Origin of the sequence: Pseudonocardia oceani (genome assembly GCF_019263585.2) — a bacterium.
GTDB lineage: Bacteria > Actinomycetota > Actinomycetes > Mycobacteriales > Pseudonocardiaceae > Pseudonocardia > Pseudonocardia oceani.
Genome location: NZ_JADQDF010000001.1, coordinates 5,772,501 through 5,791,103 on the forward strand (window position 1 = coordinate 5,772,501; position 18,603 = coordinate 5,791,103).

The window sequence follows — 18,603 nt, forward strand, 5'->3', positions numbered from 1 at the left end:
GTGTTGGGTAGGGGAGCGTCGTGCATCCAGTGAAGCGGCGGGGTGACCCAGTCGTGGAGGGTGTGCGAGTGAGAATGCAGGCATGAGTAGCGAATGCAGAGTGAGAACCTCTGCCGCCGAATGACCAAGGGTTCCTGGGCCAGGTTAATCCGCCCAGGGTGAGCCGGGACCTAAGGCGAGGCCGACAGGCGTAGTCGATGGACAACGGGTTGATATTCCCGTGCCCGTGATAGTGCGTCCGTGCTGAGGCCGGTGATGCTAACCATCCGAACCCGCTTACCGACCTTCGGGTTGGTTTGTTGGGGGAGCGTGGGACCCGATCCGGTAGTAGGCAAGCGATGGGGTGACGCAGGAGGGTAGCTCCGCCAGTGAATGGTAGTACTGGTGCAAGCCTGTAGCCCGACATCCAGGTAAATCCGGGTGTCATATAAGGGTGAGAGGTGACGCGTAGCCGATTGAGGCGAAGTAGAGTGATCCCATGCTGCCGAGAAAAGCCTCTAGCGAGTGCTGTTGCGGCCCGTACCCCAAACCGACACAGGTGGTCAGGTAGAGAATACTAAGGCGATCGAGTGAACTGTGGTTAAGGAACTCGGCAAAATACCTCCGTAACTTCGGGAGAAGGAGGACCGGCTGCTGTGAAGCTCCTTGCGGGCTAGCGGTGTCCGGTCGCAGAGACCAGGCCCAAGCGACTGTTTACTAAAAACACAGGTCCGTGCGAAGTCGCAAGACGATGTATACGGACTGACGCCTGCCCGGTGCTGGAACGTTAAGAGGACCTGTTAGTCCTTCGGGGCGAAGCGGAGAATTTAAGCGCCAGTAAACGGCGGTGGTAACTATAACCATCCTAAGGTAGCGAAATTCCTTGTCGGGTAAGTTCCGACCTGCACGAATGGCGTAACGACTTGGGCGCTGTCTCGACCACAGACTCGGCGAAATTGCACTACGAGTAAAGATGCTCGTTACGCGCGGCAGGACGGAAAGACCCCGGGACCTTTACTACAGCTTGGTATTGGTGCTCGGTTCGGCTTGTGTAGGATAGGTGGGAGACTGTGAAGCGGCCACGCCAGTGGTTGTGGAGTCGTTGTTGAAATACCACTCTGGTCGAATTGGGTGTCTCAACCTCGGGCCATGATCTGGTTCAGGGACAGTGCCTGGTGGGTAGTTTAACTGGGGCGGTTGCCTCCCAAAATGTAACGGAGGCGCCCAAAGGTTCCCTCAGCCTGGTTGGCAATCAGGTGTTGAGTGTAAGTGCACAAGGGAGCTTGACTGTGAGACCGACAGGTCGAGCAGGGACGAAAGTCGGGACTAGTGATCCGGCACCACCTGGTGGAAGGGGTGTCGCTCAACGGATAAAAGGTACCCCGGGGATAACAGGCTGATCTTGCCCAAGAGTCCATATCGACGGCATGGTTTGGCACCTCGATGTCGGCTCGTCGCATCCTGGGGCTGGAGTAGGTCCCAAGGGTTGGGCTGTTCGCCCATTAAAGCGGTACGCGAGCTGGGTTTAGAACGTCGTGAGACAGTTCGGTCCCTATCCGCCGCGCGCGCAGGAGACTTGAGGAAGGCTGTCCCTAGTACGAGAGGACCGGGACGGACGGACCTCTGGTGTGCCAGTTGTCCCGCCAGGGGCACGGCTGGTTGGCTATGTTCGGAAGGGATAACCGCTGAAGGCATCTAAGCGGGAAGCCTGTTCCAAGATGAGGTCTCCCACCACCTTGCGTGGTTAAGGCCCCCAGCAGACCACTGGGTTGATAGGCCAGAGATGGAAGCCCGGCAACGGGTGGAGTTGACTGGTACTAATAGGCCGAGGGCTTGTTCATGACGAGTTGTTTGCATCCACTGTGCGACCCTGAACACACAACTACGGTGTGGTCGGGTTGCGAAGGGTTCTGCGATGGTTCGTCGTCGTGTTTCGCATCCATTAATTGCATACGCTTGATCAGCACGACACTTGGAAGATAGTGTTGTCGGTGGTTATGGCGGAGGGGGAACGCCCGGTCCCATCCCGAACCCGGAAGCTAAGCCCTCCAGCGCCGATGGTACTGCACCTGTCAGGGTGTGGGAGAGTAGGTCGCCGCCGACATCAAACCTGAATTTGTGGGCCCCCGCCGTCAGGCGGGGGCCCACTTTTTTGTATCCTCTGTCGGTGAGTATCGCGGATGGTTCCGGCGATGACCGCCCGCGACGGGATGATCGCGGCGGCTCCCCGGCACGACAAGATCGATCGGGTGGAGAACGACGCGGAAACCCGTCGCGAGGTGGATCCGGTTCCGGCCGTGATTCCCGTGGCGATTCCCGTCGCAGTGGTGGTGCCGGTGGTTCCGGCGGCGTGGGAAGCGGGTGGTCCGACTCGCGCTCGCGCGGTGACGGCGACCGACCTCGGAACGGTGGTGCGCGTCCTGCGCAGGATGGCGACCGCCGTCCTGCTCGCGCGTACGGCGGGGACCGCGGGTCGAGCGCGGCCGGCCCGCGGCGTGACGACCGGCCCCAGGGCGGCGGGTACGGCGCCGGTGGTCGTTCCGGTGGCGGCTACCCCCGCAAGGACGACGACCGCGGCTCGCGCGGCGACCGTCCCTCCCACGGAGGGGCGCGGCGTGACGACGACCGCGGTGGGCGCGGCGCATCGTCGCGCGACGACCGCGGACCGCGCGACGACCGCGGCTACCGCGGTGGTGGCGGTAGCGGTGGGGGTCCGGACGCCCGCGGCGGCTCCGGCCGGCGCTTCGACGGTCCGGCCCGGACGGACGACCGTCGCGGAGGGTCCGACGATCGCCGGGGTGGTTACAGCAAGGACCGCGCGAGTGGCTCGGACCGTCCGGCGCGCAGCGGTGGCTTCGCACCCCGCTCGGACCGCCCCGACGACCGGCGTCCCGCACGCGACGACCGCTCGGGTGGGCGCAGCGGCGGTTACCAGGGTCGCGACGATCGGGGACGCTCCGGCTCGTCCGACCGTCGCGGCGGGTCCGACCGCCCGTCGGGCTCCGGTGGGTACCGGGGCTCGTCCGACCGCGGAGGGTCCGGCGGCTACCAGGGCTCGTCGGACCGGCCGCGCTCGTCCGGCTACCAGGGGTCCTCGGACCGGCGCGACTCCGGCTACCGGGGCACCGGTGACCAGGGATCGGGAAGCAGGGGAGCCGGGTACCAGGGTTCCGGCAACAAGGGACCGCGCGACGACGCGGGCCCGGTGTCGGGCAACCGCGAGGAGCGTCGCGCCGGTTACCAGGGGAACCGGGACGACCGGCGCTCTGGGTACCAGGGTTCCCGGGACGACAGCTCCCGAGGCGGCCGTGACGACCGGGGCCCCCGCGGCGACCGGGGTGGCTCCCAGGGCTCGGGCAGCCGCTTTGGCGGCTACCAGGGCGGGCGCGACGACCGCGGTCCGCGCCGCGACGACGACCGCACCGGGTCCCGCCCGGTAGGGGACCGTCGGGACGACCGTCCGGCGCGCACCTCGTCGGACCGCCCGGCGTCCGCCCCGCCCTCCTCGGACCGTCCTGCTGCGGATCGGTCGTCCACGGCCGGGCCCTCCACGTCCGGGCCCTCCACGTCCGGGCCCTCCACGTCCGGGTCCGCCTCGGACCGGCCGCCGTACGACCGCTCGGACCGTCCGCGGTCGGAGCGGCCTGTGTCCGACCGATCTGGCTCCGACCGCCCCGCCTCCGACCGGCCCCGTACCGACCGGATCGGGTCGGACCGGCCCGCCTCCGACCGCCCCTACCGGGAGCGCCGCGACGACGGACCACGGCGCGACAGCGCGGATCGTCGGCCGGCGCGGCCCGGGGACCGCCCGGACCGCGGCTCGTCCGCGGGCCGCCCCTACGCGGAGCGGACCGGGCGCAGCGACCGCGCCTCGGGCGACCGCCGCCCGGACCGCCCTTCGGGTGACCGCCGCTCCGACGACCGCCGCCCCGCCTCGGGCGGGTACCGCGAGCGGGCCGGCGTGCCGGAGTCGGCGCGGGCGTCGTTCGTCGCCGAGCCGGCGCTGAGCGACGAGTTCACGGTGGCCGCACTCGACCCGGAGGTCCGCCGCGACCTGCGCGGGCTGCAGAAGGACACCGCCGACAGCGTCGCGCGGCACCTGGTCGCGGCGGGGACCCTCGTCGAGGAGGACCCGCAGCTCGCCCTGGAGCACGCGCGGTACGCGCGGCGGCGTGCGTCGCGGATCGCGGTGGTCCGCGAGGCCGCCGGCATCACGGCGTACCACGCGGGGGAGTGGGCCGAGGCGCTCGCGGAGCTCCGCGCGGCGCGGCGGATGGGCGGCGGGCCGGTGCACCTGCCGGTGATGGCCGACATCGAGCGCGCCCTCGGACGTCCCGAGCGGGCGATCGACATCGCGCGCGGGCCGGAGGCGTCCGAGCTGGGCACGGCGGAGCGGATCGAGCTGGCCATCGTGGCGGCCGGTGCGCGCCGCGACCTCGGTGAGCTCGACGCCGCCGTGGTCGGACTGCAGGGCCCCGAGCTCGAGCCGACGCGGCGCGAGCCGTGGAGCCCGCGGCTGTTCTACGCCTACGCCGACAACCTGCTGGCCGCCGGGCGCGAGTCCGACGCGCTGCAGTGGTTCGTGCACGCGGCCGAGGCCGACACCGAGGGCGAGACCGACGCCATGGGTCGCATCGCCGAGCTCACCGGCGAGGACCCGGACGACGCCGACGACTTCGCCTTCGGGGTCGACGACGGGGACGCCGCAGTGGAGGCCTCCGCGCAGGTCGCCGACGACCCGGCGGACGACGAGCCCGACATCGATCAGGTCGAGGAGGCTGCCGACCAGGCCGCACCCGGGACGGTCGCGGTGGACGGGTCCGTCGACGACGAGCCGGCCGAGGACGGGGAGCCCGTCGCGGTGGCCGAGGAGGTCGCGGTCGAGACGCCCGTCGACGACGTGGCGGTGGACGACGTGCGCGTGGAGGACGTGGCCGACCTCCCCGACGAGGAGCCGGCCGAGGACGCCGTGTCCGAGGAGCCCGTGTCCGAGGAGCCCGTGTCCGAGGAGGCACCGGCCGAGGCAGTCGCGATCGACGAGCCGGCCGAGCAGGAGCCGGCCGAGACGGAGTCGGCCGAGACGGAGTCGGCCGTCGAGGAGGATCAGGCCGGGACGGACGGCGGCACCTCCCGATGACCACCCCGCTGGACCGGCACGACGTCCTGCTGGCCGACCTCGACGGCACCCTCTACCGCGGTGCGGTGGCGGTGCCCGGGGCGGTGGAGGCCGTGCTGGCGGCGCAGGCGCGGGGGGTGGCGACGATGTACGTCACCAACAACGCCTCCCGCCGCCCCGTCGATGTGGCCGCGCACCTGGCGGAGCTGGGGTTCCCGGCGACCGAGCGGGAGGTCGTGGCCAGCTCGCAGGCCGCCGCGACGATGCTCGCCGCGCAGCTCCCGGCGGGCGCGGCGGTGCTGGTCGTGGGCACCGAGGCGCTGGCCGAGGAGGTGACGGGGGTCGGCCTCACCGTCACCGCCGACGCCGCGGAGGCCGCGGCCGTCGTGCAGGGCCACAACCCGGAGACGGGGTGGCGGGTGCTGGCCGAGGCCACGGTCGCGCTGCGGGCGGGGGCGGTGTGGGTGGCGTGCAACGTCGACCCGACCCTGCCCACCGAGCGCGGTCCGCTGCCCGGCAACGGGTCGATGGTGGCCGCTCTGCGGACGGCCTCGGGGCGGGAGCCGCAGGTGGCGGGCAAGCCCGCGCCCGCGCTGCTGCACGAGGCGGCGAGCCGGTCGGGCGCGCGCGAGCCGCTGATGATCGGTGACCGGCTCGACACCGACGTCGAGGGCGGCCGCGCCGCCGGCATGACGACGCTGCTCGTGCTCACCGGCGTCTCCGACGCCACCGAGCTGCTGGGTGCCCCGCCCGCGCTGCGCCCGGACCTCGTCGGTGCCGACATGGCCGCGCTGGCGCTGCCCGTCGACGAGCTGGCGCCCGGGCCGCGCCCGGGGTGGGACGTGCGGGCGTCCGACGGGGGACTGGAGCTCTCCGGTGACGGCGACGCGCTCGACGCGCTGCGCGCCCTGTGCGCGGCGCACTGGGCCGCGGGCGGCGGACCGGCGCGGGTCTCACCGTCCGGAGAGGGGGCGGTGCGGGTCCTCGGCGAGCTGGGGCTCGTCCCGGCTACCGTGGCGGGAGCCGACACCCCCGACCCGGCCGGAGCCCGACCATGACCGTCCCGATCCCGGGACCCCCCCGCCCGGCCGACCCGCGCGGGCCCGACCCGCGCACGGCCGTCGCCGCGGCGATGGCCGGCCTGGACGGTCTGGCCGAGCGCCCGCTCGCGGAGCACGTCGACGCCTACGAGCGCGTGCACGCCGCGCTGGGCGACGCGCTGGCCACGGGCTCGGCGTGACGCGGGTGGTGACCCGGGCCCGGCTGGACGCGGAGCTGGTGCGGCGGGGCCTCGCCCGGTCGCGGCAGCAGGCGGCCGAGCTGATCGAGCAGGGGCTCGTCGCCGTGCACGGGGTGGTGGCCGGCAAGCCCGCCACCGTCGTCGACCGCGACACCCCGGTCGTCGTCCGCGAGACCGGCGAGCGCGAGTGGGCCTCCCGCGGCGCGCACAAGCTGATCGGCGCCCTGGACGCCCTCGACGTCGACGTGGCCGGCGCCCGCTGCCTCGACGCGGGTGCCTCCACCGGCGGCTTCACCGACGTGCTGCTCGACCGCGGCGCGGCGGAGGTCGTGGCCGTCGACGTCGGCTACGGGCAGCTCGTGTGGCGGCTGCGCAGCGACGCGCGCGTGCACGTGCACGACCGCACCAACGTCCGGGCGCTCACCCCCGACGACATCGGCGGGACCGTGGCGGTGACCGTCGCCGACCTCTCCTTCATCTCCCTGCGCACGGTGCTGCCCGCGCTCGCGGCCTGCACCGACGGGGTGCTGCTGCCGATGGTGAAGCCGCAGTTCGAGGTGGGCCGTGCGTTGCTGGGGTCCGGCGGGGTCGTGCGCGACCCGGCGCTGCGGCGCTCCGCGCTCGTCGACGTGGCGGCGGCCGCACGGGCGCTCGGGCTGGTCGTGCGCGGGGCGCAGGCGAGCCCGCTGCCCGGTCCGTCGGGCAACGTCGAGTACTTCCTGCTGCTGGCCCGCACCGGCGAGGACGCCGGCGACGACGTGCTCGCGCACGCGGTCGAGCAGGGGCCGGCGTGACGCCCCGGGAGGTCCTGCTCGTCCTGCACACCGGGCGGGAGACGAACCGGCGCACGGCCGCGGCGGTCGCGTCCCGGCTCGCCGTCGACGGCGTCCGGACGCGCGTGATCGGCGACGAGTGGGCCGAGGTCGGCGACGGCGACCTGCCCGCGTCGCTCGCGCCGCGGATCGTCGAGGGGCTGCCGGGGTGCGCGGAGGGCGCGGAGGTCGTCCTCGTCCTCGGGGGCGACGGCACGCTGCTGCGCGCCGCGGAGATGGCCCGGCCGGTGGGGGTGCCGCTGCTCGGCGTCAACCTGGGGCGGGTGGGCTTCCTGGCCGAGGCCGAGCAGGACTCGCTCGGCGACGCCCTCGACGCGATCGTCGCCGGCGACTATCGGGTCGAGGAGCGGATGACGCTCGACGCGCTCGTCCGCCGCAACGGCGACGTCCTGGCCCGCACCTGGGCGCTCAACGAGGCCGCTGTCGCCAAGAGCACGCGCGAGCGGATCCTCGAGGTGGTGCTGGAGGTCGACGGCCGGCCGGTGTCGGCCTTCGGCTGCGACGGCGTGCTCTGCGCGACCCCCACCGGCTCCACCGCCTACGCGTTCTCCGCGGGCGGGCCGCTGGTGTGGCCGCAGGTGGAGGCGCTGCTGCTGGTGCCCAACAACGCGCACGCGCTGTTCGCCCGGCCGATGGTGATCTCCCCGGACTCGACGGTGGCCGTGGAGATCGACGCCGACGGGCCGCCCGCGCTGCTCGACTGCGACGGCCGCCGGACCGTCGAGCTGCCGCCCGGCGCGCGCGTGGAGCTCTCCCGCGGCGAGCACGGGGTGCGGATGGTGCGCCTGGACGGGCAGCCGTTCGCCGACCGGCTCGTCCGCAAGTTCGACCTGCCCGTCCGCGGGTGGCGCGGGGCCCCGAAGCCCTAGCCGTCCCACCCGCGGCGGCCCTCCTCGTCGGGGACTGTCGGGGGGCGCCCGTACCCTCCGACCCATGCTGGCCGAGATGCGGATCCAGGGGCTCGGCGTGATCGACGACGCCACCCTCGAGCTCGATCCCGGGCTCACCGTGCTCACGGGCGAGACCGGCGCGGGCAAGACGATGGTGGTCACCGGGCTGTCGCTGCTCGGGGGCGGTCGCGCCGACGTGTCGCGGGTGCAGGAGGGCGCGAAGCGGGCCGTCGTCGAGGGCCGGTTCGCGGCGGGGGAGGCCGCGCTGGCCGTCGCCGACGAGGTGGGGGCCGACGCCGACGAGGACGGCACGCTCATCGCGGTCCGCACGGTGGGTGCCGACGGGCGGTCGCGGGCGCACCTGGGCGGGCGCTCGGTGCCGGTCGGGGTGCTCGCGCGCCTGGCCGAGGCCACGCTGGCGGTGCACGGCCAGAACGACCAGCTGCGGCTGCTGCGCCCCGCCGAGCAGCGGGCCCTGCTCGACCGGTTCGCAGGCGACGCGGTCGCGGGCCCGCTCGCGCGCTACCGCTCGGTGCGGGCGGAGTGGCAGAAGGTCGCCGTCGAGCTCGTGGAGCGGCGCGACGGGGCCCGGCGGATGGCGCAGGAGGCCGACCTGCTGCGCCACGGCCTCACCGAGATCGGCTCGGTCGACCCGCAGCCGGGGGAGGACTCCGAGCTCCAGGCGCAGGCGCGCCGCCTCGCCGCGGCCGACGAGCTGCGCGAGGTGGCCGTGCTCGCGCAGGTCGCGCTCGTCGGGGCGGAGGAGGGCGATCCCGACGCGCCCGCGGCGCTCGCGCTGATCGGCGACGCCCGCCACCGGCTCGCCGGCTCCGGCGACGACGAGCTCGCCGCGCTCGACGCCCGCCTGGGGGAGGTGCTGGCCCTGCTCGGTGACGTCGGGGCCGAGCTCACCGACTACCTGGGCCGGCTCGACGCCGACCCCGAGCGGCTGGCGGCGGTGCTGTCGCGCCAGGCCGAGCTCAAGGCGCTCACCCGCAAGTACGCCGCCGATGTCGACGGGGTCCTGGCCTGGGCCGAGGAGGCCCGCGGGCGCCTCGACGGGCTCGACACCTCCGAGGAGACGCTCGGCCTGCTCGCCGAGCGCCGCGACGCGCTCGCCGAGGAGCTGGCCGGGCACGCAGAGGAGGTCACGGCCGCGCGGGTCGAGGCGGCGGAGCGCCTGGCCGCCGGCACCACCGCCGAGCTGGGCGGGCTCGCCATGGCCGACGCCCGGCTGCTGGTCGACGTGCGCCCGCGCCCGGCCGGGCCCGACGCCCCCGACGCGCTCACGGTCGGCGGGCTGCGGCTGACCGCCGGCACCACCGGCGTCGACGACGTGGAGCTGCGGCTCGTGGCGCACGGCGGGGCCACGCCGCAGCCGCTGCACAAGGGCGCGTCCGGCGGCGAGCTGTCGCGGGTGATGCTCGCGCTGGAGGTGGCGCTGGCCGGGGCCGACCCGGTGCCGACGATGGTGTTCGACGAGGTCGACGCCGGCGTCGGCGGCCGTGCCGCGGTGGAGATCGGGCGGCGCCTGGCCCGGCTCGCCGCGCGCCACCAGGTGATCGTGGTGACGCACCTGCCGCAGGTGGCCGCCTACGCCGACCGGCACCTCGTCGTCGACAAGTCGGTGCCCACCGGTGCGGGCTCCGACCGGGCGCGCAGCCGCGTGCGCACCCTGGCCGAGGGCGACCGGATCGTCGAGCTGGCCCGGATGCTCGCCGGGCTCGACGACACCGACACCGGTCGCGCCCACGCCGAGGAGCTGCTCGGCGCGGCCCGCGCGCACCGCGAGGCCGACCGCGCGCCGACGGCGAAGCGCGGCGCCGCGCGCAAGGGGGCCGTCACACGGACACGGTGACGCTGGGGTGACGGTCCGGCGTGCCTTCCTGGCCCTCGGTCCACCCGGTGTCACAGTGCGTGCATGAAGTTGTCCGGCCTGCTGCACCGCACTCGCCCCGAGCTGCCCGGGATCTCCGGGATCGCCCGCGTCGACCGCCGCACCGACGCCCTCCTGCGCCGGGTGAAGGCGGGGGAGATCGCGGTGCTCGACCAGATCGACCTCGACCGGGCCACCGCCGACGCGCTGGTGGCCGCCGACGTCGCCGCCGTCGTCAACGCCTCGCCGTCGATCTCGGGGCGCTTCCCCAACCTCGGGCCCGAGGTGCTGGTCGCCGCCGGGATCCCGCTGGTGGACTCCGTCGGCGACGCGGTGCTGCACGCCGTGCGCGACGGCAGCAAGCTGCGCCTGCTCGACGGCGTGCTCTACCTGGGTGAGATGCAGGTCGGCGAGGGCGTCGAGCAGGACGCCGACTCGGTGGCCGACGCGCTGGTCGAGGCCCGGTCCGGGCTGACCCACCAGCTCGAGGCGTTCGCCGCCAACACCATCGAGTTCATGCGCCGCGAGCGCGCGCTGCTGCTCGACGGCGCCGGGGTGCCCGAGGTCGACGTCGAGCTGGCCGGGCGGCAGGTGCTCGTCGTCGCCGCCGGGTACGACCACGTCGCCGACCTCGCGAAGCTGCGCAACTACATCCGCGAGTACCGGCCCGTGCTCGTCGGCGTCGGGGCGGGCGCCGACGCGCTGCTCGCCGCCGGGCACTCGCCCGCGCTCATCGTCGGCAACCCCGGCGAGGTGTCGAACGAGGCGCTCACCAGCGGCGCCGACGTCGTCGTCCCCGCCTTCTCCGACGGCCAGGCCCCCGGCCTGCACCGCGTGCAGGACCTCGGCACCGGCGCCGTCACGTTCCCCAGCTCGGGCAACCCCGAGGACCTCGCACTGCTGCTGGCCGCGCACCACGGGGCGTCGATGGTGGTCACCGTCGGGCTGTCGGCGAGCATGGCGGAGTTCCTCGACCGCGGTCGTTCGGGCAGCAACGCCTCCACGTTCCTCACCCGCCTGCAGCTCGGCGGGATCCTGGTCGACGGGCGGGTGATCGCGGCGCTCTACCGCAGCCGCGTCTCGCTCGGCGCGATCGTGCTGATGATCGCCGCGGCGGTGGTGGCCGTCGTGGCCGCGCTCCTGGTCTCCGACGCGGGGGACGCGGTGCTCGACGCGATCGTCCAGGCCTGGAACGGCCTCGTCGGCACCGTCCGGGGCTGGTTCGGATGATCTCCCTGCGCTACCACGTGGTCTCGATCGCCGCGGTGTTCCTCGCGCTGGCCCTGGGTGTCGTCCTGGGGGCGAGCGGGGTCTCCGACCGCCTGCTGTCGGCCGTCTCCGCCCAGCGCGACGATCTCGGCACCCGGGTGCAGACGCTCACGACCGAGCGGGACGACCTCGCCGCCGCCGCCCGCGCCTCCGACGAGTTCGCCCGCCGCGTCGGCCCCGCCGCCGTCCGCGGCCTGCTCGACGGGCAGGCCGTCGCGCTCGTCACCGCGGGTGCCGACCCGGCGTCGCGCGACGGGCTCGTCGCGCTGCTCGGGCAGTCCGGTGCGACCGTGAGCGGGGAGGTCGCGCTCACCGACGCCGTCGGCGACCCGGCCCGCGCCGACCAGCTCCGCGAGCTGACCGCGGGCCTGCTCCCGACCGGGGCCCAGCTCCCCGCCGCGTCCGACACCGGCAGCCTGCTCGGCGGCCTGCTCGGCGGCGCGCTGCTGGAGGGCGGCGACCCGGCCGCGGTCCTCACCGGCCTCACCACGGCGGGCTTCGTGGCCGCAGGCGACGTCCCGGCGCCCGCCTCGCTCGTCGTCGTGCTCACCGGCGGGGCCCTGACCGGCATCGACGCCGCCGACGCGGCCGCCGTCGTCGCCCGCCTGGCCGCGGAGCTCGACCGGCGCGGCGCAGGTGCTGTGCTGGCCGGCACCACGGGCTCGGCCGAGGCCACCGGCGCCGTCGGAGTGGCCCGCGCGGACTCCACCGTGACCGCCGCGCTCTCCACCGTCGACGACGTGCAGTCGGGCACCGGGCAGGTGTCGACGGTGCTGGCCCTGCGCGAGCAGATGGACGGGCGCGCCGGGCGCTACGGGTCGGCCGCGACGGCCGCGGACGGGGCCGCTCCGGTCGCCTGAGGACGGTCGCGACGGGGGAGCGGGGGACGGGGTGCGCCGCGTTCGGGTGAGCCGGGCGCCCCGCCGATCGGTCGCGGGGGAACCGCTGTAACCTGAAAACCCGTGCAGCCTCGTGCGACGCGTCATCTGTTCGTCACCGGTGGGGTCGCGTCCTCGCTGGGCAAGGGTCTGACGGCTTCGAGCCTCGGCCAGCTCCTCACCGCCCGCGGGTTGCGGGTGATCATGCAGAAGCTCGACCCGTACCTCAACGTGGACCCGGGCACGATGAACCCGTTCCAGCACGGCGAGGTGTTCGTCACCGAGGACGGGGCGGAGACCGACCTCGACGTCGGCCACTACGAGCGGTTCCTCGACCGGAACCTGCACGGGCGGGCCAACGTGACCACGGGCCAGGTCTACTCCACGGTGATCGCCAAGGAGCGCCGCGGCGAGTACCTGGGCGACACCGTGCAGGTCATCCCGCACATCACGAACGAGATCAAGGACCGCATCCTCGCGATGGCCCAGCCCGATTCGTTGGGGCCCGACGAGGACGGGCTCGCGCCCGACGTCGTCATCACCGAGGTGGGCGGCACGGTCGGCGACATCGAGTCGCTGCCCTTCCTGGAGGCCGTCCGCCAGGTCCGCCACGAGGTCGGCCGCGACAACTGCTTCTTCCTGCACGTCTCGCTGGTGCCCTACCTCGCGCCGTCGGGAGAGCTCAAGACGAAGCCGACGCAGCACTCGGTGGCGTCGCTGCGCAACATCGGCATCCAGCCCGACGCGCTGGTGCTGCGCGCCGACCGCGAGATCCCCGAGGGCATGAAGCGCAAGATCTCGCTGATGTGCGACGTCGAGCTCGACGGCGTCGCGGCCTGCGCGGACGCCCCGTCGATCTACGACATCCCCAAGGTGCTGCACGGCGAGGGCCTCGACGCCTACGTGGTGCGGCGGCTGTCGCTGCCCTTCCGCGACGTCGACTGGACGGTGTGGGGCGACCTGCTCGACCGCGTCCACCACCCCGACGAGACCGCGCGGATCGCGCTCGTCGGCAAGTACGTCGACCTGCCCGACGCCTACCTCTCGGTCACCGAGGCGCTGCGCGCGGGCGGGTTCGCGCACAAGGCGCGCGTGGAGATCGTCTGGGTGCAGTCCGACGAGTGCCGCACCCCGGCCGGGGCCGCCGCCGCGCTCGAGGGCATGGACGGCGTGCTGATCCCGGGCGGGTTCGGCGTCCGCGGGATCGAGGGCAAGCTGGGCGCGCTCACCCACGCCCGCACGCGCGGCCTCCCGGCGCTGGGCCTGTGCCTGGGCCTGCAGTGCATGGTGATCGAGGCCGCGCGCAGCCTCGCCGGGCTGGCCGACGCCAACTCCACCGAGTTCGACGAGCGCACCCCGCACCCGGTGATCTCCACGATGGCCGACCAGCGCGACGTCGTCGCCGGCGACCGCGACATGGGCGGCACCATGCGGCTGGGGTCCTACCCGGCGACGCTCGGCGCGGGCACCGTCGTCGCCGCGGCCTACGGCGACCGCGAGGTCACCGAGCGCCACCGGCACCGCTACGAGGTCAACAACTCCTACCGGTCCCGGCTCGAGGAGGTCGGCCTGGTGTTCGGCGGCACCTCGCCCGACGGGAAGCTCGTGGAGTTCGTCGAGCTCTCGGCGTCGACGCACCCGTTCTACGTCGGCACGCAGGCCCACCCCGAGCTCAAGAGCCGCCCCACCCGGCCGCACCCGCTGTTCGCCGCGTTCGTCAAGGCGGCGCTGCGCTACCGCGGGGAGGGCCTGCTGCCCTTCGACGAGCCGGCGCGCGAGTCGGTCTCGGTGAACGGGGCGGGCGCGTGAGTCGTCACGACTTCCCGGTCGAGAGCACCGAGGACGTCTACGCGGGGCGCGTCATGGCGCTGCGCTCGGACCGCGTCGTCATGCCCGGCGGGCGGGTGGCCACACGCGAGATCCTGGAGCACCCGGGTGCCGTGGCGGTCGCGGCGCTCGACGCCGACGACCGGCTGATGATGATCCACCAGTACCGGCACGCGGTCGGGCGCCGGCTGTGGGAGCTGCCGGCGGGCCTGCTCGACGTGCAGGGCGAGGACCCGCTGCTCACCGCGCAGCGCGAGCTGGCCGAGGAGTCCGGGCTCGCGGCCGCGGAGTGGTCGGTGCTCATCGACGTCGTGCCCTCGCCCGGCTTCTCCGACGAGTCGGTGCGCGTCTACCTGGCCCGCGGCGTCACCGAGGTCGGCCGTCCCGACCTGGGCGACGACGAGGAGTCCGACCTGACGACACGCTGGGTGTCGATGCCGGTGGCGGTGCGGATGGTGCTCGCGGGCACGATCGTCAACGCCGTCACGGTGGCGGCGGTCCTCGCGGCGCACGTTCTGGCCGCGGCACCGACGGCCGCGCGTCCCGCGGACGCCCCGTGGACCGACCGGCCGACGCGGTTCGCCGCCCGGAAGGCCTGACGGGAGGGCATCAGGTGCGCAGCGGCCGGCCGTGAGGGTCGGTCGGGTGCCCGGCGAGCAGCACGATGCCGTCGATCCAGGCCCACAGGATCCCGATGCCGAACACCGACAGCAGCAGCTGGGCCACGCCGATGCCGTGGTGGCCGCTGTAGAAGCGGCCGACGCCGAACGGCAGGACCAGCTGCAGGACGCCGGCGACGACCTTGTTGCGGTCGGAGAACGGCAGGCCGGTGCGGTGGTCGACGCCGTAGGGGGCGTCGGATGGGCGGTCTACCGGGTAGGGCGAGGGATAGGACGCCGGGGCCACGGCGGCGGGGGGCCGGGGCAGGTCGGCGAACAGGGCGTCGAGCTCGTCGTCGGTGCGGGCGGAGTACGCGGCGGCGGCGCGCTCGGCGTACTCGTCGGGATCGAGCCTGCCCGCGGCGAGGTGCTCGCCGAGCTCGGTGACCGCCCACTCGCGCTCGGCGTGACCGACGCGGATGCGCCGGGGTTCGGGCGTGCTCACACCCGCGACGGTACCGGCCCGGACGCTCTAGGCTCGGCGATCGTGACCGGTATGCGATTCGGACTGTTCGTTCCCCAGGGCTGGCGACACGACCTCGTCGGCATCGACCCGAAGGACCAGTGGTCCACGATGAAGGGGCTCGTGCAGCACGCCGACGCGGGCCCGTGGGAGTCGGTGTGGGTCTACGACCACTTCCACACCGTGCCCACCCCCACCGACCAGGCCACGCACGAGGCGTGGTCGCTGATGTCGGCGTTCGGCGCCGTCACCGAGCGGGTCCGGCTGGGCCAGATGTGCACGAGCATGGGCTACCGCAACCCCGCCTACCTGGCGAAGGTCGCGGCCACCGCCGACATCATCTCCGGCGGCCGCATCGAGATGGGCATCGGCGCGGGCTGGTACGAGCACGAGTGGCGCGCCTACGGCTACGGCTTCCCGTCGGGCCCCGAGCGGCTGCAGATGCTCGACGAGGGCGTGCAGATCATGAAGCAGGCCTGGGAGACCGGGTCGGCCACGCTCGACGGCAGGCACTACCAGGTCGACGGCGCCATCGTGGAGCCCCGGCCGCTGCAGGAGGGCGGCATCCCGATCTGGATCGCGGGCGGCGGCGAGAAGGTGACGCTCAAGATCGCCGCGAAGTACGCGCGGTACACCAACTTCGACGGCACGCTCGAGGGCTTCACGCGCAAGTCCGACCTGCTCAAGGGCCACTGCGAGACCGTCGGCACCGACTTCGACGCCATCGTCCGCTCGGCCAACTACAACGTGGCCATCGGCAAGGACCAGGCCGAGGTCGAGCAGCGGATGCAGGACGCCAAGGCGCGGATGCTGCCCCACGTCGGCGAGGAGAAGGCCGAGGGCTCCCTCGGCGCGGTGCGCGGGCTACCCGCGTGCGGCACGCCCGACCAGATCATCGAGAACCTGACGGCACTCAAGGAGGCCGGCATGACCTACGCGATCCTCAACTTCGCCGAGGCCGCCTACGACCGGTCGGGGATCGAGCTGTTCGAGCGCGAGGTCATCCCGGCGCTGGCCTGACACCACTGCCGACGGCTCGACGCGCACCCGGCTCCCGGCGGGTGCCGCGCGCTTCCGCGCGGGCCATCCCGCCTCGTGACACGCAGGCCGCGCGGACCGGGACGGACGGCGGGTAGCGGCATGATGGCGCGGTGGGCGTGGCGGTCGGTGCGGCGGTGGAGGCGTTCCTGCACCACCTGACGGTGGAGCGGGGGAGCGCGGCCAACACCGTGGCGTCCTACACGGCCGACCTGCGGCGCTACACCGCGCACCTCGCCGGCCTCGGGACCGAGGACCTCGCCGCCGTGCGCGAGGCCGACGTCAGCGCGTTCGTGGTGGCCCTGCGCAGCGGCCCGAGCCCGCTGGCGGCGTCGTCGGCGGGGCGGGCGCTGGCCGCCGTGCGGGGGCTGCACAGGTTCGCCGCGCGCGACGGGCTGGTGCCCGAGGACGTCGCCCGCGCCGTCACCCCGCCCGCGCTGCCCTCGACGCTGCCGCGCGCGCTGGGCGTCGACGAGGTCGACCAGCTGCTCGCGGGCTGCATCGGCGACGGCCCGGTCGCGCTGCGCGACCGCGCCCTGCTGGAGCTCCTGTACTCCACCGGCGCCCGGATCTCCGAGGCCGTCGGCGTCGACCGCGACGACCTCGACGTCGAGGGGCGCACGGTCCTGCTGCGGGGCAAGGGCGGCAAGCAGCGGATCGTGCCGGTCGGGCGGCCCGCGCTGGCCGCCGTCGACGCCTACCGGGTGCGGGCGCGCCCGGCGCTGGCCGAGAAGGGCCGCGGCACGTCCGCGCTGTTCCTCAACGCCCGGGGGGCCCGGCTGTCGCGGCAGAGCGCCTGGCACGCGCTGCGCGGCGCCGCCGAGGTGGCGGGGCTGACGGCCGACGTCTCCCCGCACACCCTGCGGCACTGCTTCGCCACGCACCTGCTCGCCGGGGGCGCCGACGTCCGCACCGTGCAGGAGCTGCTGGGCCACGCGTCGGTGACGACGACGCAGATCTACACCCACGTCACCGTCGACGCCCTGCGCGAGGTCTACGCGACCAGCCACCCCCGCGCACTGGCGTGAGCGCCGGCCGCCTACGAGGTGGCGTCGCCGGGCAGCGGGATGCGGGCCAGGTGGTAGTCGCGCAGCACCCGGACCGTGGGGCGGGCGGCGAACAGGACCGACCCGACGAGGAAGAACCACGTGCCCGGGGTCTGCTGGGACGGGAAGAAGAACAGCACACTGCCGACCACGAACGCCAGGGCGGCGGCGAACTCGACGACCGTGTAGATCCGCTGGTAGCGGCCGTAGACCTCGCGGTGCTGGGAGCTGGCGGTCGCCGAGCGGGGGTCGAAAACGGCGGTGCGGGTCATCGTGCTCCTCTCGGCCCCGGGCGGACACGCGGCCGTCGTCGGGCGGTCCTGGCCGCGGCGGCGTCGGCGCGCCGCTGACCGCCACCCGGGTACCCGCCACGACCGGTCACATCCCCCGGGGCAGCCGGGGTGACCTGCGCGACACCCACCCGGCGCCGGACGGGCAGCGCCCGGCAACGTCGGTCGCCCGTCGGCTCTGTACAGCCGAAAGACGGCGGTGACACGGCGGGGCGCGTTGCCGGTCGTCGTCGGCGCCTCCTAGTCTGCGCGGAACGGCCCCCACGGGCCGCCCCGTCACAGAGCGGAGCCCGCATGGACACGCCGCGGCCCTTCGTCCCCGGCCCGGAGCCGCACTACGAGGACGAGCCGGATCCGCAGCAGGAGCCGCTCGACCCGGGGGAGGTACCTCGCGTGAACGCACCCGAACCGGCCCCGCTGACCCAGCACGGCCCGGCGCGGATCATCGCCGTGGCCAACCAGAAGGGCGGCGTCGGCAAGACGACGTCGACGATCAACCTGGGCGCCGCGCTCGCCGAGTACGGACGCAAGGTGCTGCTCGTCGACTTCGACCCCCAGGGCGCGCTGTCGATCGGCCTCGGCGTGCAGGCCCACGAGCTCGACACGACCGTCTACAACCTGCTGATGGAGCGCGGCGTCGAGGTCGAGGACGTCATCAAGCAGACCGGCGTCGAGGGGCTGGACCTGCTGCCCAGCAACATCGACCTGTCGGCGGCCGAGGTGCAGCTCGTCACCGAGGTCGGGCGCGAACAGGCGCTGGGCCGGGCCATCAAGCCGGTGCTCGACCGCTACGACGTCGTCCTCATCGACTGCCAGCCCTCTCTCGGACTGCTCACGATCAACGCCCTGGCCTGCGCCGACGAGATCCTCATCCCGCTGGCGTGCGAGTTCTTCTCGCTGCGCGGCGTCGCGCTGCTCATGGACACCATCGAGAAGGTGCAGGACCGCCTCAACCCCGAGCTGAAGATCCTCGGGATACTGGCCACGATGTTCGACCCGCGCACGCTGCACACCCGCGAGGTGCGCCAGCGGGTGGTGGAGGCGTTCGGCGGGCTCGTGTTCGAGGCGGTGATCAACCGCACCGTCCGGTTCCCGGAGACCACGGTCGCCGGGGAGCCCATCACGACGTGGGCGCCGCACTCCAACGGCGCCGAGGCGTACCGGATGCTGGCGCGCGAGGTCATCGCCCGGTGAGCGAG

The 18,603-nt window shown here is 73.8% G+C and carries 15 protein-coding genes and 2 rRNA genes (1 of these 17 cut by a window edge); 15 read left to right on the forward strand and 2 right to left on the reverse strand.

Features of this window, described 5'->3' with window-relative positions; all coding sequences use genetic code 11:
• The 12 genes from I4I82_RS28920 to I4I82_RS28975 all read left to right on the forward strand — a co-directional run.
• Nucleotides 1-1,820: ribosomal RNA gene (locus I4I82_RS28920) — 23S ribosomal RNA — on the forward strand (it extends 1,295 nt beyond the left edge of the window).
• 146 nt (nucleotides 1,821-1,966) lie between these two features.
• Nucleotides 1,967-2,083, forward strand: a 5S ribosomal RNA gene (gene rrf, locus I4I82_RS28925).
• 1,542 nt (nucleotides 2,084-3,625) lie between these two features.
• Nucleotides 3,626-5,116: a hypothetical protein gene (locus I4I82_RS28930; protein ID WP_218594415.1), complete on the forward strand. Its 1,491-nt coding sequence runs from the start codon at nucleotides 3,626-3,628 to the stop codon at nucleotides 5,114-5,116.
• Nucleotides 5,113-6,153: an HAD-IIA family hydrolase gene (locus tag I4I82_RS28935; protein ID WP_218596246.1), complete on the forward strand. Its 1,041-nt coding sequence runs from the start codon at nucleotides 5,113-5,115 to the stop codon at nucleotides 6,151-6,153. The genes I4I82_RS28930 and I4I82_RS28935 overlap by 4 nt, the downstream gene beginning before the upstream one ends.
• On the forward strand, nucleotides 6,150-6,335 hold the full coding sequence (locus I4I82_RS28940) for a hypothetical protein (protein ID WP_218596247.1): 186 nt from the start codon (nucleotides 6,150-6,152) through the stop codon (nucleotides 6,333-6,335). The genes I4I82_RS28935 and I4I82_RS28940 overlap by 4 nt, the downstream gene beginning before the upstream one ends.
• 5 nt (nucleotides 6,336-6,340) lie before the next feature.
• The gene (locus I4I82_RS28945) at nucleotides 6,341-7,129 is read left to right on the forward strand and encodes a TlyA family RNA methyltransferase (protein WP_218593288.1); all 789 of its coding nucleotides are present in this window, start codon (nucleotides 6,341-6,343) and stop codon (nucleotides 7,127-7,129) included.
• Nucleotides 7,126-8,037 (forward strand): NAD kinase, encoded by a 912-nt coding sequence (locus I4I82_RS28950; protein ID WP_218593281.1) that lies wholly within the window; start codon nucleotides 7,126-7,128, stop codon nucleotides 8,035-8,037. Before I4I82_RS28945 ends, I4I82_RS28950 begins: the two co-directional genes overlap by 4 nt.
• Nucleotides 8,038-8,101: 64 nt before the next feature.
• Complete coding sequence (gene recN, locus I4I82_RS28955; protein WP_218593282.1) at nucleotides 8,102-9,916, forward strand: DNA repair protein RecN; 1,815 nt, start codon at nucleotides 8,102-8,104, stop codon at nucleotides 9,914-9,916.
• Between the two features lie 63 nt (nucleotides 9,917-9,979).
• Entirely contained in the window at nucleotides 9,980-11,164 is a 1,185-nt protein-coding gene (gene steA, locus I4I82_RS28960) for a putative cytokinetic ring protein SteA (protein WP_218593283.1), read from the forward strand.
• A complete protein-coding gene (locus I4I82_RS28965; protein ID WP_218593284.1) occupies nucleotides 11,161-12,063 on the forward strand; it encodes a copper transporter in 903 nt (300 codons plus the stop codon). The genes steA and I4I82_RS28965 overlap by 4 nt, the downstream gene beginning before the upstream one ends.
• 102 nt (nucleotides 12,064-12,165) lie before the next feature.
• Nucleotides 12,166-13,890 carry a CTP synthase gene (gene pyrG, locus I4I82_RS28970; RefSeq protein ID WP_218593285.1) on the forward strand — a complete coding sequence of 575 codons (1,725 nt, stop codon included), beginning with the start codon at nucleotides 12,166-12,168 and terminating at the stop codon, nucleotides 13,888-13,890.
• 53 nt (nucleotides 13,891-13,943) lie between these two features.
• Complete coding sequence (locus I4I82_RS28975) at nucleotides 13,944-14,507, forward strand: NUDIX domain-containing protein (protein WP_225922462.1); 564 nt, start codon at nucleotides 13,944-13,946, stop codon at nucleotides 14,505-14,507.
• A 10-nt stretch (nucleotides 14,508-14,517) separates the two neighbouring features.
• Here the strand turns inward: I4I82_RS28975 and I4I82_RS28980 are convergent, their stop codons facing one another.
• On the reverse strand, nucleotides 14,518-15,012 hold the full coding sequence (locus tag I4I82_RS28980; RefSeq protein ID WP_226370309.1) for a DUF1707 domain-containing protein: 495 nt from the start codon (nucleotides 15,010-15,012) through the stop codon (nucleotides 14,518-14,520).
• A 51-nt stretch (nucleotides 15,013-15,063) separates the two neighbouring features.
• Here I4I82_RS28980 and I4I82_RS28985 point away from each other — a divergent pair, with 51 nt between their 5' ends.
• Both I4I82_RS28985 and I4I82_RS28990 read left to right on the forward strand, forming a co-directional pair.
• Nucleotides 15,064-16,050, forward strand: coding sequence for an LLM class F420-dependent oxidoreductase (locus tag I4I82_RS28985; protein ID WP_218592731.1), 987 nt, complete (start codon nucleotides 15,064-15,066; stop codon nucleotides 16,048-16,050).
• A gap of 131 nt (nucleotides 16,051-16,181) precedes the next feature.
• Nucleotides 16,182-17,096: a site-specific tyrosine recombinase XerD gene (locus tag I4I82_RS28990; protein WP_226370310.1), complete on the forward strand. Its 915-nt coding sequence runs from the start codon at nucleotides 16,182-16,184 to the stop codon at nucleotides 17,094-17,096.
• A gap of 11 nt (nucleotides 17,097-17,107) precedes the next feature.
• Here the strand turns inward: I4I82_RS28990 and I4I82_RS28995 are convergent, their stop codons facing one another.
• On the reverse strand, nucleotides 17,108-17,386 hold the full coding sequence (locus tag I4I82_RS28995; protein ID WP_218592730.1) for a YrhK family protein: 279 nt from the start codon (nucleotides 17,384-17,386) through the stop codon (nucleotides 17,108-17,110).
• A 312-nt stretch (nucleotides 17,387-17,698) separates the two neighbouring features.
• On the opposite strand from I4I82_RS28995, the gene I4I82_RS29000 reads away from it, so the two are divergent.
• The gene (locus tag I4I82_RS29000; protein WP_218592729.1) at nucleotides 17,699-18,598 is read left to right on the forward strand and encodes an AAA family ATPase; all 900 of its coding nucleotides are present in this window, start codon (nucleotides 17,699-17,701) and stop codon (nucleotides 18,596-18,598) included.
• Nucleotides 18,599-18,603 lie beyond the last annotated feature (5 nt).

Bases quoted from the DNA above. Each gene is read 5' to 3' on its own strand.
- steA (WP_218593283.1), top strand. From the start codon at position 9,980: ATGAAGTTGTCCGGCCTGCTGCACCGCACTCGCCCCGAGCTGCCCGGG.
- I4I82_RS28940 (WP_218596247.1), top strand. From the start codon at position 6,150: ATGACCGTCCCGATCCCGGGACCCCCCCGCCCGGCCGACCCGCGCGGG.
- I4I82_RS29000 (WP_218592729.1), top strand. From the start codon at position 17,699: ATGGACACGCCGCGGCCCTTCGTCCCCGGCCCGGAGCCGCACTACGAG.
- I4I82_RS28995 (WP_218592730.1), bottom strand. From the start codon at position 17,386: ATGACCCGCACCGCCGTTTTCGACCCCCGCTCGGCGACCGCCAGCTCC.
- I4I82_RS28985 (WP_218592731.1), top strand. From the start codon at position 15,064: ATGCGATTCGGACTGTTCGTTCCCCAGGGCTGGCGACACGACCTCGTC.
- recN (WP_218593282.1), top strand. From the start codon at position 8,102: ATGCTGGCCGAGATGCGGATCCAGGGGCTCGGCGTGATCGACGACGCC.
- I4I82_RS28965 (WP_218593284.1), top strand. From the start codon at position 11,161: ATGATCTCCCTGCGCTACCACGTGGTCTCGATCGCCGCGGTGTTCCTC.
- I4I82_RS28975 (WP_225922462.1), top strand. From the start codon at position 13,944: ATGGCGCTGCGCTCGGACCGCGTCGTCATGCCCGGCGGGCGGGTGGCC.
- I4I82_RS28935 (WP_218596246.1), top strand. From the start codon at position 5,113: ATGACCACCCCGCTGGACCGGCACGACGTCCTGCTGGCCGACCTCGAC.